Annotated in this window: 13 protein-coding genes; 3 read left to right on the forward strand and 10 right to left on the reverse strand. The window is 59.4% G+C overall.

Going from position 1 to position 13101, the window contains the following annotated elements:
* Positions 1-129: 129 nt before the first annotated feature.
* From CKW31_RS13365 to CKW31_RS13410, 10 genes are all read right to left on the reverse strand, one after another.
* Positions 130-411 (reverse strand): hypothetical protein, encoded by a 282-nt coding sequence (locus CKW31_RS13365; RefSeq protein WP_095095534.1) that lies wholly within the window; start codon positions 409-411, stop codon positions 130-132.
* Between the two features lie 154 nt (positions 412-565).
* Complete coding sequence (gene hutH, locus CKW31_RS13370; protein ID WP_095095537.1) at positions 566-2095, reverse strand: histidine ammonia-lyase; 1530 nt, start codon at positions 2093-2095, stop codon at positions 566-568.
* 396 nt (positions 2096-2491) lie between these two features.
* Positions 2492-3403 carry a metal ABC transporter solute-binding protein, Zn/Mn family gene (locus tag CKW31_RS13375; RefSeq protein WP_095095540.1) on the reverse strand — a complete coding sequence of 304 codons (912 nt, stop codon included), beginning with the start codon at positions 3401-3403 and terminating at the stop codon, positions 2492-2494.
* Entirely contained in the window at positions 3404-4303 is a 900-nt protein-coding gene (locus CKW31_RS13380) for a metal ABC transporter permease (protein ID WP_095095543.1), read from the reverse strand.
* Positions 4303-5067 (reverse strand): metal ABC transporter ATP-binding protein, encoded by a 765-nt coding sequence (locus CKW31_RS13385; protein WP_095095546.1) that lies wholly within the window; start codon positions 5065-5067, stop codon positions 4303-4305. The genes CKW31_RS13380 and CKW31_RS13385 overlap by 1 nt, the downstream gene beginning before the upstream one ends.
* Positions 5064-5990: a metal ABC transporter substrate-binding protein gene (locus tag CKW31_RS13390; protein WP_095095550.1), complete on the reverse strand. Its 927-nt coding sequence runs from the start codon at positions 5988-5990 to the stop codon at positions 5064-5066. Before CKW31_RS13390 ends, CKW31_RS13385 begins: the two co-directional genes overlap by 4 nt.
* Positions 5991-6026: 36 nt before the next feature.
* The gene (locus CKW31_RS13395; protein WP_095095553.1) at positions 6027-6602 is read right to left on the reverse strand and encodes a DUF6162 family protein; all 576 of its coding nucleotides are present in this window, start codon (positions 6600-6602) and stop codon (positions 6027-6029) included.
* The gene (locus CKW31_RS13400; protein WP_371856738.1) at positions 6599-6952 is read right to left on the reverse strand and encodes a hypothetical protein; all 354 of its coding nucleotides are present in this window, start codon (positions 6950-6952) and stop codon (positions 6599-6601) included. Before CKW31_RS13400 ends, CKW31_RS13395 begins: the two co-directional genes overlap by 4 nt.
* Positions 6949-7491, reverse strand: coding sequence for a thiamine pyrophosphate-binding protein (locus CKW31_RS13405; RefSeq protein WP_095095556.1), 543 nt, complete (start codon positions 7489-7491; stop codon positions 6949-6951). The genes CKW31_RS13400 and CKW31_RS13405 overlap by 4 nt, the downstream gene beginning before the upstream one ends.
* Complete coding sequence (locus CKW31_RS13410; protein WP_095095559.1) at positions 7488-8702, reverse strand: PepSY domain-containing protein; 1215 nt, start codon at positions 8700-8702, stop codon at positions 7488-7490. Before CKW31_RS13410 ends, CKW31_RS13405 begins: the two co-directional genes overlap by 4 nt.
* A 426-nt stretch (positions 8703-9128) precedes the next feature.
* Between CKW31_RS13410 and kdpF the strand changes: the two genes are divergently transcribed.
* From kdpF to kdpB, 3 genes are read left to right on the forward strand one after another with little or no spacing between them, the layout of a single operon-like run.
* On the forward strand, positions 9129-9218 hold the full coding sequence (gene kdpF, locus CKW31_RS13415) for a K(+)-transporting ATPase subunit F (protein ID WP_080237935.1): 90 nt from the start codon (positions 9129-9131) through the stop codon (positions 9216-9218).
* A gap of 13 nt (positions 9219-9231) precedes the next feature.
* Positions 9232-10926 carry a potassium-transporting ATPase subunit KdpA gene (kdpA, locus tag CKW31_RS13420; protein WP_095095562.1) on the forward strand — a complete coding sequence of 565 codons (1695 nt, stop codon included), beginning with the start codon at positions 9232-9234 and terminating at the stop codon, positions 10924-10926.
* Between the two features lie 10 nt (positions 10927-10936).
* Positions 10937-13018: a potassium-transporting ATPase subunit KdpB gene (kdpB, locus tag CKW31_RS13425; protein WP_095095565.1), complete on the forward strand. Its 2082-nt coding sequence runs from the start codon at positions 10937-10939 to the stop codon at positions 13016-13018.
* Positions 13019-13101: the final 83 nt, after the last annotated feature.

A 13101-nucleotide genomic window follows, 5' to 3' on the forward strand; every position in this document is an offset into this window, starting at 1 on the left:
GTTTAGCCGGGGATGTGCCTATACAGATAGTGCATTTGTATCGGCGGAAAAGCCGACTTCCCGGCTGAAGTCGGTCCCACGTCAAGAGATATCCAGGTGGATGCTGTCCGTGACACGGAAGCCGCCAGTCTAACCCCCATCGGTATCGATATCTGCATCCTTGCCTTGTGTTGGATGCAGATTATTGGGGACTTTTTCCGGTTTTTCTTCAGGCTCGTAATCAGGCGTGTAGGTGTTGCCACCTGAGTCCTGATTCTGCTGGAACTGGGTATCAGGCTGACCCTGCGGCCTACCCTGAGATTGAGAATCATACCCCTGAGTCTGCTGCTCCTGAGTCGGTGTGTCCGGGGCATTATCCGGCTTGATCGCCGGGTCGTTACGGTCGACTGGATCCTGATTTTGATCGCTCATTGTTCACCTCTGATTATTGTTCAGCTGCGATGGCTTACAAAAATCTGAGGACGTTGTGTCCGGGTCGTTCGATCAATATGACGACCGGCAATCGATCCGTTTATAAATGAGCGCCATCTTTGCGGATGACGCTCATTCAGCAGCGCGAGCGCGATCAGCCGTACAGACGCTCAAATGGCAGCCAGCGCGCAAATGCACCTTCTTCGACCCAGGCACGCGCCGCCGCGATGTCCGGGGCGAAATAGCGATCTTCGTCGTAGTGGGCGACTTCACTGCGGATCATGGCGAGCACTTCGCTGAGTTTTTCCGAGGTGCGCAAGGGGGCGTGCAGATCGACGCCTTGCGCAGCGCCCAGCAGTTCAATCGCTACCACCGCGCTGCTGTTACCCGCCATATCCAGCAAGCGCCGCGCAGCAAACGTTGCCATGGAGACGTGGTCTTCCTGGTTGGCTGAGGTGGGCAAGCTATCAACCGAAGCAGGGTGGGCCAGGGTCTTGTTCTCGGATGCCAATGCGGCGGCGGTGACCTGAGCAATCATGAAGCCCGAATTCAGGCCGCCTTCCTTGACCAGAAACGCAGGCAGGCCGGAAAGCGCCGGGTCTACCAGTTGTGCGATGCGACGCTCCGACAGTGCACCTATTTCCGAAATCGCCAACGCCAGCACATCGGAGGCCATGGCGACGGGTTCCGCATGGAAGTTACCACCTGACAACACATCGCCATCAGCGCTGAATACCAACGGGTTATCCGATACCGCATTGGCTTCGCGCAGAAACACACCTGCGGCGAAACGCATGTGATCCAGGCATGCGCCCATCACTTGTGGCTGGCAGCGCAGGGAATACGGGTCTTGCACACGGCCGCAATCCACGTGCGACTTGCGGATCTCGCTGGTGGCCAGCAGCTCGCGATACAGGACTGCCACGTCGATTTGGCCCGGTTGACCGCGTACCGCTTGAATACGTGGGTCGAACGGTACGTCTGAGCCTTTCAAGGCTTCAACACTCAGGCTACCGGCGACCACGGCGGCGGTGAACAGCTTTTCGGTGGCAAACAGGCCCCGCAGCGCCAGAGCAGTGGACACCTGGGTGCCGTTGATCAGCGCCAGGCCTTCTTTCGGGCCCAGCACCATGGGCTCAAGCCCTGCCAGCGCAAGACCTTCGACAGCGTCCATTTCGCGACCCTGATGACGCACCCGACCCACCCCGATCAGCACGGCGGACATGTGCGCCAGCGGTGCCAGATCCCCTGACGCCCCCACCGAGCCTTGCGAGGGGATGCACGGATAAACCCGGGCGGCGTACAGTGCGCTCAGGGCCTGGATGACTTCCCAGCGAATCCCGGAGAAACCCCGGGCGAGCGAGCCCACTTTCAGCGCCATGATCAGCGCCACGCTGGCGTCATCGAGCAATGGACCGGTACCGGTGCAGTGGGAAAGCAGCAAGTTACGTTGCAGTTTGGCCAGTGACTCGGTGGGGATGGACGTGCGGGCGAGCAGGCCAAAACCGGTGTTGATGCCATACACGGTGCGTTGGTTGGCAATGATTTCGTTCACGGTGCGGGTGCTGGCGTCGACCACTTCACGGGCAGATGGATCAAGCTCGAAAGGGCTTTGCTGCTGATAAATGGCGCGCAACTGATCGAGATTGAATTGACCTGGCTTGAGTAGAAGTGCTGCTGGCATGGTGCGCTTTCCTGCTTGAGTTGTAGTTTTTGCCGAACCGGCTCGGGAATTATCCACGAGGTCGAGTTTGTGAGTTATATCATCCTGTATATACAAGATAAGGCAAAAGCCGGGCCAAGCAAATATGTTCCCGGTTTTGTTGGACTGTAGATGATTTGTGTTGGTGGGCTGCGGCGTGCCTGTCACCGAAGGTGGCACCGACCGGTGCGTGATGCCCGGCTTTGGGGCGGCTGGAAACGTTTGAGTGTGGAGGTTGCGTTCGTTTGGCAAGCACTGGATCTGTAGGAGCTGCCGAAGGTTGCGATCGCGGTAAGTCAGGATAAATACATCGCAGCCTTCGGCAGCTCCTACATAAGACGTACTTCAATCCCTCAAGATTGCAGATACATCGAACCGTTATTTTTTCCCGGCCAGCGCCTGCGTCACCTGCCCGATATTCCCCTGCAACTCGGCCAGTGGGTCTTCACCGTCCAGAGTCAGGACCAACAACTTGCTACCTGCCGCGCTGATGGCAGCCTTCACCGGCTCCGGCGGCTGGCGATGATCCAGGACCAATGCAACGTCGTTGTCCTTGAGGGTCTCGGTCAATTTTTGCAGTGCTTCGGGCGTCCATTGATCGTCGGGCAGTATTTGTGTTCCCGCCAGTTCCAGATTCAAGCCGCTGATCAAATAGCTCAGATGGTCGGAGAGGCTGACCACGCTGAGGTTATCAGCGCTGGCCAGGCTCGCTTCGCTGTCGGCAGTCAGTTTCAGCAATTGCTGTTTCAGGGCCGACAGGTTGGCCTCGATACGCGGTTTTGCGGCGGGCGCCAGCCTCACCAGATCGGCAGCCATGACGTCGGCCATGCGGCCCATATTATTGCTGGAAAGCCACGGTTGACTGTTCAGGCCATCCACGCCCTGGCCCGGCTGGACGGCAATACCCGGCAAGCTGCCGTCTACAGGGCGTGCAGCGTCGATTTCGACAATGCGGATATTGCTGCGCCGAGCATTGGGATACAACGGATCGTCAGCCCAGATGGAACGCAGACCGATCACCGCATCAGCATCCGTTGACAATTTACGCAGCGCTTCGACACCGCGACCGGTGAAGTACGCCGTCTGGCGTGAACCGGGCAGGTTAGCTGCGGCGGCGCGTTCCAGCACTACACCGGTGTCCTTGAGCAGGATCTGCCCGAGGCCGAAGGTGATCGGCAGGCTGGCCAGAACCCGTACAGGTTTCTGATTCTCTGGCGCAGTGGGCGCGGCGTGAGTCGTGGCGGCAAGCAAGCCGGAGAGGGCCAGTGCCAGGGTCAATTTACGCAACATTTATCCAATATTCCCTTTGAGGCTTGGTACCGTGCCGCGAGCGATGGCAGCCAGAGCGAAGGCCATGCCGGCGACCAGAATGATCGCCGCGCCGGACGGTACAGGCAGGTCGAAAACAATCGGCAACAGAATGCCGCACAAGGTGCTGACGGTGGCGATGGCCACTGATACCCAGAAGAAGCCTTTCAGCGACTGGCTGAGCAGTCGGGCAGCTGCAGCCGGGATCACCAGCAGTGCGCCCACCAGGATTGCGCCGATGACTTTCACTGCGGCGACGGTAATCAGCGTCACCAGAATCACGAACAGGTAATCCAGCGTTTTCACCGCAACGCCCCGCACGGCAGCGAGTTGCGGGTTGAAGCTGGCCAGCATGATCCGGTTGTAAAGCGGCAGGCTCAGGCCCATGACCAGTGAACCGACCACGGCGAGGACCAACAAATCGCCGCCGTTGACCGTCAGCACCGAGCCGAACAGCACGTTCTCCAGAATATGGATGTTGATCTTGCCTGCCAGAATCAGCAGCAGGCTGGCGCCGAAGGCCAGCGATACCGAGAGGAACACGCCGATCAGCGTATCCGGTGCCAGGCCGGTGCGATTGCGCAGGTAGTTGAGGACGATGCCGAACAACAGGCAGTAGCCAAACAGTGCGCCGTACGGGCTGGTGTAGGGCTCGCCGAGCAGGATGCCGATGGCAACACCGGTCAGCGCGGCATGGCCCACTGCTTCGGAGAAAAACGCGAAGCGCTTGACCACCACCAGCGTGCCCAGACCGCCGAGGACCGGGCCGATCAGCAGCCCCGCCAGCAACGCGTTGACCACGAAGCCGTAGGCCAGGGCTTCCGGGAGATAGCCGGACGACGCCAGCCCTTGAATGAAAAGACGAAACTGCTCGTAGTCCATCACACAACGCTCCCTTTTGATGTGGCAGCGGCGCGAGGATGGGCGGAGAACAAAGTCAGCAGGCGGTCCGGTGTCAGTGCGGTGGCCGCCGTTTCGTCGAACAGCACCCGGCGATTCAGGCCGGTGACGTTATCGGCCAGTCGTTTCACCGCCTCCAGGTCGTGCTCAATCCAGAGCACGGTGATACCTGCCTTGCGCCAGTCACCCAGCAGACGTTCGAACACTTGAATGCCGGCCTCATCCAGTGCCGACATCGGTTCGTCGAGCACCAGCAGTTGCGGCGCCGGGATCAGGCCCTGAGCCAGCAGTACGCGCTGGCGTTCGCCACCGGACAACGCGCCCATGCGCCGCTTGCGTTTGTCCTGCATGCCGACCCGCTCCAGCGCCTCACCGATGGCCGCTGCGTAATGTTTTGACAGGCCGAGAAACGCCGGGCGACGTTGACACATGGCGGCCATGAAATCGTCGACGGTGATCGGCAGACCACGGTCGAATTCCAGCGCTTGTGGCACATAGCCGATGAGTCCGGGCGAGCCGGGCCATTGCAGGCTCAACTGACCCTGATGGGGCATCTGGCCGAGCATGGTTTTGATCAGCGAGCTTTTGCCGCCACCGTTCGGGCCCACCAGTGCATGAATGCTGCCCGGGCTGACCTTGAAACTGACGCGATCGAGAATCACCGTGCGGCCCAGGGTCAGGCTGACATCCGCGAATTCCACGCCCGGTCCGTTGCCGGTAATCGTGATTTTTTCAGCAGCGGTCATGCTCCGGACTCCTGAATGGCGCGCACAACGGTATCCAGATTGCCCGCCATTTCCTTCTCATACTTGTCGGCGGTGTACTCACCGTAGGAAATGTGCGACAGCGGATAGAGCTTCACACCCGACTCGCGCTGGATGGTTTCGACGTAGGTCGAGGGGAAGTCCATCTCCGAGAAAATCACTTTCACGTCCAGCTCGCGCAATTGATCGATGGTTTTCTTCAACTGACTAGGGCTTGGTTCTATGCCGTGCGCAGGCTCGACCACGGCTGTCACTTCCAGGCCAAATTCACGCAACAAGTAGTCATAAGCGGCATGTACGGTGGCCACACGCAGATCGGCATTGGGAGCCTTGGTCAGCTTGGCCAGTGCATCAGCGCGCATCTGACGCAGACGTTTGCCGTAGGCGCGTGCATTGGCGGTGTAGGTTTTGGCGTTGTCGGGATCAAGCTTGCCCAGCTCGCGGGCGATGTTGTTGACCTGCGCGATGGACGCACTGATCGACAGGAAAGTGTGCGGGTTGACCACTTTGCCCGCGCCCCGCGCAGCCACACCGGTTGCGGCCAGCAACGGCACGTCGGCGTTGGCCTCGATCACCGGGATATCCGGTTTCTCGCTGGCAGCGATCATGCGGTCGGCGAAATCGTCGTGACCCACGCCGTTGAGCACCACCACGTCCAGCGAGCCGATGCGCTTGATATCGTCGGCACGTGGTTCGTAAGCGTGAGGGTTGAAGCCGGCCGGAATCAGCGGCACGACTTCGGCCTTGTCACCTACGATGTTGGCGACATAGCTGTAATAAGGATGAAGGGTAATACCAATCCGCAAGCGCTTGGCGTCGGAATGAGCCAGTGGCGAGAGGAGGGTGGCCAGCAGGCCGACCAGCACAACGCGCAGCAGCGGGCGGCGTTTCAGAGAAATAGGCATGGGCAAGAAGTCTTCTTTCAAATAAGTGCGTGGGGATCAGTGTTTGTGCTGGCGGGTCACGCCTGCATCAAACTGGGCGACGACTTGCTTCCAGCCCGAAGCAATCAGGGCCTTGTCGCTGACATCGGTGATGCCATTGCTGAGCGAAGGACTGCGATTGATCCAGATGTCGGCCTGGGCGTCATCGGCTGTTCCGATACGCAACAGAAACGATCCTGCAACGGCGGGGTTCTGACTCAGCCCAACGTAGGACTTGTCGACCATTTGCCAGGCATGTCCGCCACGGCTCACCGAACTGGCGTCCTCGACAAACGGGGCGAGACCTTCATCGCTGAGTTGTTGCGGCGTTACCGGAGTGGCTTGCTCGGGTGCCAGCAGGCGGATTTCGTCCAGGGTGACGCGCAGGTCGGCGTAAATGCCTTGTTCGGACGCCGTCAGGTCGCGACGGGCATCCAGTTCATGGGCAGCTACGTTTTGCACGTCCTGGCGTTCCCCGTGCCAGCCGATGACTGTTCCGGCAACCAGAAGAATGATCAGACACAACGCCAATACGTAAAGCGTTTCGTGACCGGCACCCGCCGGACGGACGACTTGATGGGTCGGGCTACTCATGGGGCTTCGATATCCGCCTGGTCAATTTCGACCACGTGACCAGGACCTGCGTCGAACAGGACATAGAACTCAGAGGCCGGTTTTTTGAAGGTCACTGTCGAGTCTTCACCCAGCTTGCCGGGCACCAGAATGGTTTCGTCGTAGCCGATCACGTCGAGGGTCACGCCCGGCGCACCGCTGCCATCGGAAAAGCCGCCGGTGCAGCGAATCTGTTCGTTATCGATCTGTTTGCACTCGCACATCGGGTTGTGCGCCAGCGCAGTGCTGCTCAGCCCCAGGCCGATCATCCCCGTTGCTATCAAGGGCAGCGCTTTGACACCCAGCCAGCGCAGATAAGGTCTGCCGATCATCGTTTGACTCCTTGTTTTTTCAGCCAGGCTACGGTCGCGGGAGAGGCCTGTGATAACGGAATGGACGCCTGATGCATCGAACCGTCCCAGCCTTCCATGGTGATCCACAGATCGGCGTCGGGTTCGGTGCGTTCAGGAATCTGCATAAAGGCGCTCATGCGATAGGGGGAGCCAAAGAAAATCACCCCGGCGGCACGCAGGCTGCGCGGCTTGCCGATGCGCAGGTAGGTCGCCTTGACCGTGTTCGCACATTCGGCGCAGAGCGCGGCGTTAAATGTTTTGGTGTAGCCGGAAGCACCTTCCAAGCGTGGTGCCTCATCAAAGAACTCCGCCATGCGGATACTCCACGGCCCGACCTGAACCTCGCCGATCTCGCGCTGGCCAAGGCCGCTGTCACCACGGAACAGTGCCATTTCGGTGAAGTATTTGGGCATGAACCCCAAGGGGATAAGCACCAGCAGGATGTTTATATGAAAACGCCATTTGTGCCAGAAACGGCCCAGGGGCGACGGTTGTGTTGCGACGGCGGCCTTGCTCACAGGGTGTTCTCCGGAATCTTGCTGACCATGGGCGCAAGCGTCTGCTGTCTGGCGCTGGCGCGTTCGAGCTTTTCACTGCGCTTGAGCGCGTTGACGGTTGCCTGAGCAGTACGTTTGGTCCAGATCAGCAGGCCGCTGAGGACCATCATGCTCAGGATCAGGGCGAAGAAGGTCCAGATCAGCTTGATCCAGATCCCGCCGAAGTCTCCGGTGTGCAGAGGACGCATGGATTCGGTGACGAACTCCAGGGTCGAGCGATCCGATAGCAGATGTGAGGTGGCGATTTCACCGTTGTAGGGGTTGATCTCCGCAGTCTGGAACATCAATGGGTACCAGCTGCGGCCCGACACACTGATATTGCTGTAGGCGTTGAGCGGCATGCTGATGGAGCTGGGCTCCAGGCCGGGAATCTTCTCGCGGGTAATCTCGACGGCCTTATCGAGGCTGATCATCGGCGCCGGGCTACCGTCTGCCGTCAGCGGCACACTGGCGTGGGGAATGACCGAGGCGATGGGCGACTGGCTGGAAATACTGATCTGGTTATCGAACAGGATGGCCTGGATCAGGAACCACATGCCGGTGATGGAAATGACAGCGATGAACCAGATCGACCAGATTCCGCTGAGGCGGTGGAAGTCACCCCAGAAAATCCGTGCGCCCTGGCTGATGCGCAGCGTAGGTTTGAAAAAGCCTTTCCAGAATTTCTTGTAGACCACCAGCCCGGTCACCAATGAGGCCAGCAGCGGAATACTCAACAGCGACACCATGTACCAGCCCCAGGAGAAGCCGTTGGTGAACGGCACCAGCCACCAGCCATGCAGGGCACGGGTGAAGGCGGGGAAGTCGAAGGACGGCGCAACACCCTGAAGCACCCCGGTGTACGGGTTGGCATAGGCGACAACGGAGCGGCCACCTGGATAAGTGGCGCGAACGTTCAAGGCGAAGTAGTCACCATCGGGTTCCGAGATCCTGCCGACTTTTATCTGCGGGTCATTACGCTCTATGGTCGCCTTGACTGCTTCAAAGCTCAGGCGCGGGGCATCGCCGGACGGCGGATTGGCGCGCATTTCCGGGTTGACCAGCCACATGATCTCTTTGCTCACCACGGCCAGCGTCCCGGTGAAACACACGATCAGGACGAAGAACCAGATGGGCAGAGCCAGCCAGCTGTGGACGAGAAACCAGATTTTTGAACGGGACTTCTTGGACATGGAGTAACGGTCTCGATTCACGGTGTAGAGCAGCCCGATGATTGTTCGGGCGTACGGTGTCGATAAAAAGCAGTTATGGCTGTTGCCATTGGGACTGCTGCATATTACTAGGACGGATGAGAATCAAATACTCCCAGTGTTAATTCTCATTACAAATTTAAAAGATGTATCTGGATGTGTTTTTTTGAGTGGGTGCAGATGGTTGGGGGATGTGGGGATGTCGGCAATTGCGGGGTGGTCAAACGGGTATCTGTACTTAGTGATTTATGTGTACATATCCGTTACCCGACAACGGATATACACACAAAAACCGCCATCTTTACGCCATCTTTACGCCGCTCCCCACCCCTCGCTCTCGTTCCTTTACACCCACTCTCACGACAATTACCCCACACGCGGCAATCGCCGTAGAGACGGAGTAATTCGATGAGCGCTGTAGACGGGGTATCACTGTTGTTGGCCGCAGGGTTGTTCATCTACTTGCTGGTTGCGCTGTTACGCGCTGGCCAGAACTAGGAGTGGAGCCGCCATGCACAGTTATGACTATCTATTGATTCTGGCCTTCCTCGCACTGGTGCTGCTCCCCGCGCCCTTGTTGGGGCGTTTCTACTATCGAGTGGTGGAAGGCGAGCGCACCTGGCTGACGCCGGTTTTGCGACCGGTTGAAAACCTCTGCTATCGCCTGTCGGGTGTTGATCCGGCTGTCGAGCAGAACTGGAAAACCTATCTCTGGGCCTTGCTGGCCTTCAACCTTGCCGGTTTCGTCCTGCTGTTCGCGATGCTCCTGGGGCAGGGCGCTCTGCCGCTTAACCCGCAACAATTGCCGGGCATGGAATGGTCACTTGCGTTCAACACCGCCATGAGCTTCGTCACCAACACCAACTGGCAGGCCTACAGCGGCGAAGCGTCGTTGAGTTACCTGAGCCAGATGGCTGGCCTGACCGTGCAGAACTTCGTCAGCGCCGCGACCGGTATCGCCGTGCTGTTGGCGTTCTGCCGTGGTATCAGCCGTCGCTCGACGCAGAATCTCGGCAACTTCTGGACCGACATGACCCGCGTCACACTCTACGGCTTGCTGCCATTGTGCATCGTGTTGGCGTTGTTGCTGGTCTGGCAGGGCGTGCCACAAAGCTTCGCTCACTACATTGATGCGCTGACCCTGCAAGGTGCGGATCAAAGTCTGCCCATGGGCCCGGCTGCCAGTCAGATCGCGATCAAGCAACTGGGTACTAACGGGGGCGGCTTCTTCGGTGTCAACTCGGCGCACCCGTTCGAGAATCCGACCGCGTGGAGCAATCTGTTTCAGTTAGCGTCGATTCTGCTGATTCCGGCAGCGCTGGTGTTCACCTTCGGCCATTACGTTAAAGACATGCGTCAGAGCCGGGCAATCATGGCCTGCATGTTGACCTTGCTGATCATTGGCGGGACCGTGTCGATGTGGGCCGAATATCAGCCCAATCCGACGTTGAATGTCGCTAACGTTGAGCAGACCGCTCCGCTGGAAGGCAAGGAAAGCCGCTTCGGCACAACCGGCACCGTATTGTGGGCCACGGCGACTACGGCGGCGTCCAACGGCTCGGTGAATGGCATGCATGACAGCCTCAACCCGCTGAGCGGCATGGTCGCGCTGGCCAATATGATGGTCGGCGAAGTGATCTTCGGTGGTGTCGGCGTGGGCCTGAACGGCATGCTGCTGAACGTCCTGATCGCAGTGTTTCTGGCCGGATTGATGATCGGCCGTACCCCCGAATACCTCGGTAAAAAGCTGCAGGCCCATGAGGTCAAGCTGCTGGTCGCGACGTTGCTGGTAATGCCCGTCGGCGTATTGGTGCTGGGTGCCATCGCCGCGACTTTGCCTGGCTCGATAGCGTCGGTAAGCAATCCCGGACCGCACGGTTTCAGCCAGTTGCTGTACGCCTACACCTCGGCGACGGCCAATAACGGCTCGGCGTTCGGTGGTTTCAGCGCCAACACCGTATTCCATAACTTGATGCTCAGTCTCGCGATGTTCATCGGTCGCTTCGGCTACATCCTGCCGGTACTGGCGCTGGCTGGCAGTCTGGCGATGAAGAAGAGCGCGCCGCTGGGCCTGAACAGCTTCCCGACCCACGGCCCGCTGTTCGTCACCTTGCTGACCATGACGATCCTGATTGTCGGCGGCCTGACATTCCTGCCGACCCTGGCTCTAGGGCCGATTGCCGAACATTTGAGTCTGGGTTTCTGAGGAGCCGACCATGAATATGCATATCGCTAAACCCGAGCCGTCCGAACCAAAACCAGTGCAAGCGCAGCCTTCCACTGAGACGGTAAAAACCGGTTTCGCCGCCTTGTGGCGTCCGGCATTGATTCAGGCGTTCGTCAAACTTGATCCTCGTCAGTTGGCGCGCTCGCCGGTCATGCTGGTGGTGGAACTGACTGCGATCCTCACCACGGTGCTATGCCTGATCCCCGATCCGGCTGTTTCCACTGGCGTTGCGGTGCAGATCGCCCTTTGGTTGTGGTTCACCGTGTTGTTCGCCAACTTTGCTGAAGCCCTGGCGGAGGGGCGCGGCAAGGCACGCGCCGATAGCCTCAAAGCAGGCAGCGAAGGCCTGAAGGCGCGCCGTCGTGATGAGTCGGGCCGTTTCAGTGTGGTCAACGCCACCGTCCTGCGTAAAGGCGATGTGGTGCGGGTCGAGGCCGGTGAGATGATTCCCGGCGACGGCGAGGTCATCGAAGGTATTGCTGCGGTCAACGAGGCGGCGATTACCGGTGAATCCGCGCCAGTGATTCGTGAATCGGGTGGTGATCGCTCGGCGGTGACCGGCAATACCCGGCTGGTCTCGGACTGGTTGCTGGTGCGCATCAGCAGTAACCCCGGTGAGTCCACGCTGGACCGGATGATCGCTCTGGTGGAAGGCGCCAAGCGGCAGAAAACCCCCAACGAAGTGGCGCTGGATATCCTGTTGATCGGCCTGACGCTGATCTTCCTGTTGGTGGTGGTAACCCTGCAACCATTCGCCCACTTTGCGGGCGGGAGCTTGCCCCTGGTGTTTCTCGTGGCGCTGCTGGTGACGTTGATTCCGACGACTATTGGCGGCCTGCTTTCGGCCATCGGTATTGCCGGGATGGACCGCCTGGTGCGCCTCAATGTGATCGCCAAATCCGGGCGCGCCGTGGAAGCGGCGGGTGATGTACACGTACTGCTGCTGGACAAGACCGGGACCATTACCTTCGGCAACCGCCGTTGCAGCGCACTCTATGCCGCGCCGGGGGTGACCCCGAAAGAGCTCAGCGAATCCGCGCTGCTGGCCTCACTGGCCGACGACACGGCGGAAGGTAAATCCATCGTCGAATACCTGCGTAACCTGCATCCGATGGTCGAGCCAAAACCTGCCGACGTCACCGGTGTGCCATTCAGCGCTGAAACCCGGTTGTCGGGCGTTGACTATCAGAACCGGGTGTATCGCAAAGGCGCAGTGGATTCGCTGTTGGCTTTTGTCGACATGCAGCGCAGTGATTTGCCTGCATCACTGGCCCGGGAAATCGACGGCATTGCCAAGACTGGTGGCACGCCTTTGCTGGTGTGTGTCGACAAGAAGTTGATCGGTGCGATTCACCTCAAGGACGTGGTCAAGCCAGGCATTCGTGAACGGTTTGCCGAACTGCGCAAGCTGGGCATTCGCACCGTGATGGTGACCGGTGATAACCCGCTGACCGCTGCGGCGATTGCCGCTGAAGCCGGGGTCGATGATGTGCTGGCCGAAGCCACCCCAGAGAAGAAGCTTGAGCGTATTCGTGCCGAACAGAACGACGGCCGTCTGGTGGCGATGTGTGGTGACGGTGCCAACGACGCTCCGGCGCTGGCTCAAGCCGACGTCGGCATGGCAATGAATGACGGCACCCAGGCTGCACGGGAAGCGGCCAACATGGTCGACCTCGACAGCGACCCGACCAAGCTGCTGGACGTAGTACAGATCGGCAAGGAATTGCTGGTAACCCGTGGCGCGCTGACGACCTTTTCCATCGCCAACGACATTGCCAAGTACTTCGCGATATTGCCCGCGCTATTCGCGGCGATCTATCCGCAACTGGGCGTGCTGAACATCATGCAACTGGCCAGCCCCCAGAGCGCGATCCTTTCGGCCATCGTTTTCAACGCCTTGATCATCGTTGTGCTGATCCCCCTGGCCCTGCGCGGTGTACGTGTCCAGGCGGCCAATGCTGCGCAGTTGCTGCGTCGTAACCTGCTGATTTACGGGCTGGGCGGGATTGTCGTGCCTTTCGTGGGGATCAAGTTGATTGACCTGATTCTGGTTGGCTTGGGGTTGGTTTAACTGAAGGAAAACTGACCTGTGGGAGCTGGGCTTGCCCGCGATTATTTGTGAACCCGCTCGCGAGCAAGCTCTGCTCCCACAAG

Origin of the sequence: Pseudomonas sp. Irchel 3A5 (genome assembly GCF_900187575.1) — a bacterium.
Classification (GTDB): domain Bacteria; phylum Pseudomonadota; class Gammaproteobacteria; order Pseudomonadales; family Pseudomonadaceae; genus Aquipseudomonas; species Aquipseudomonas folii.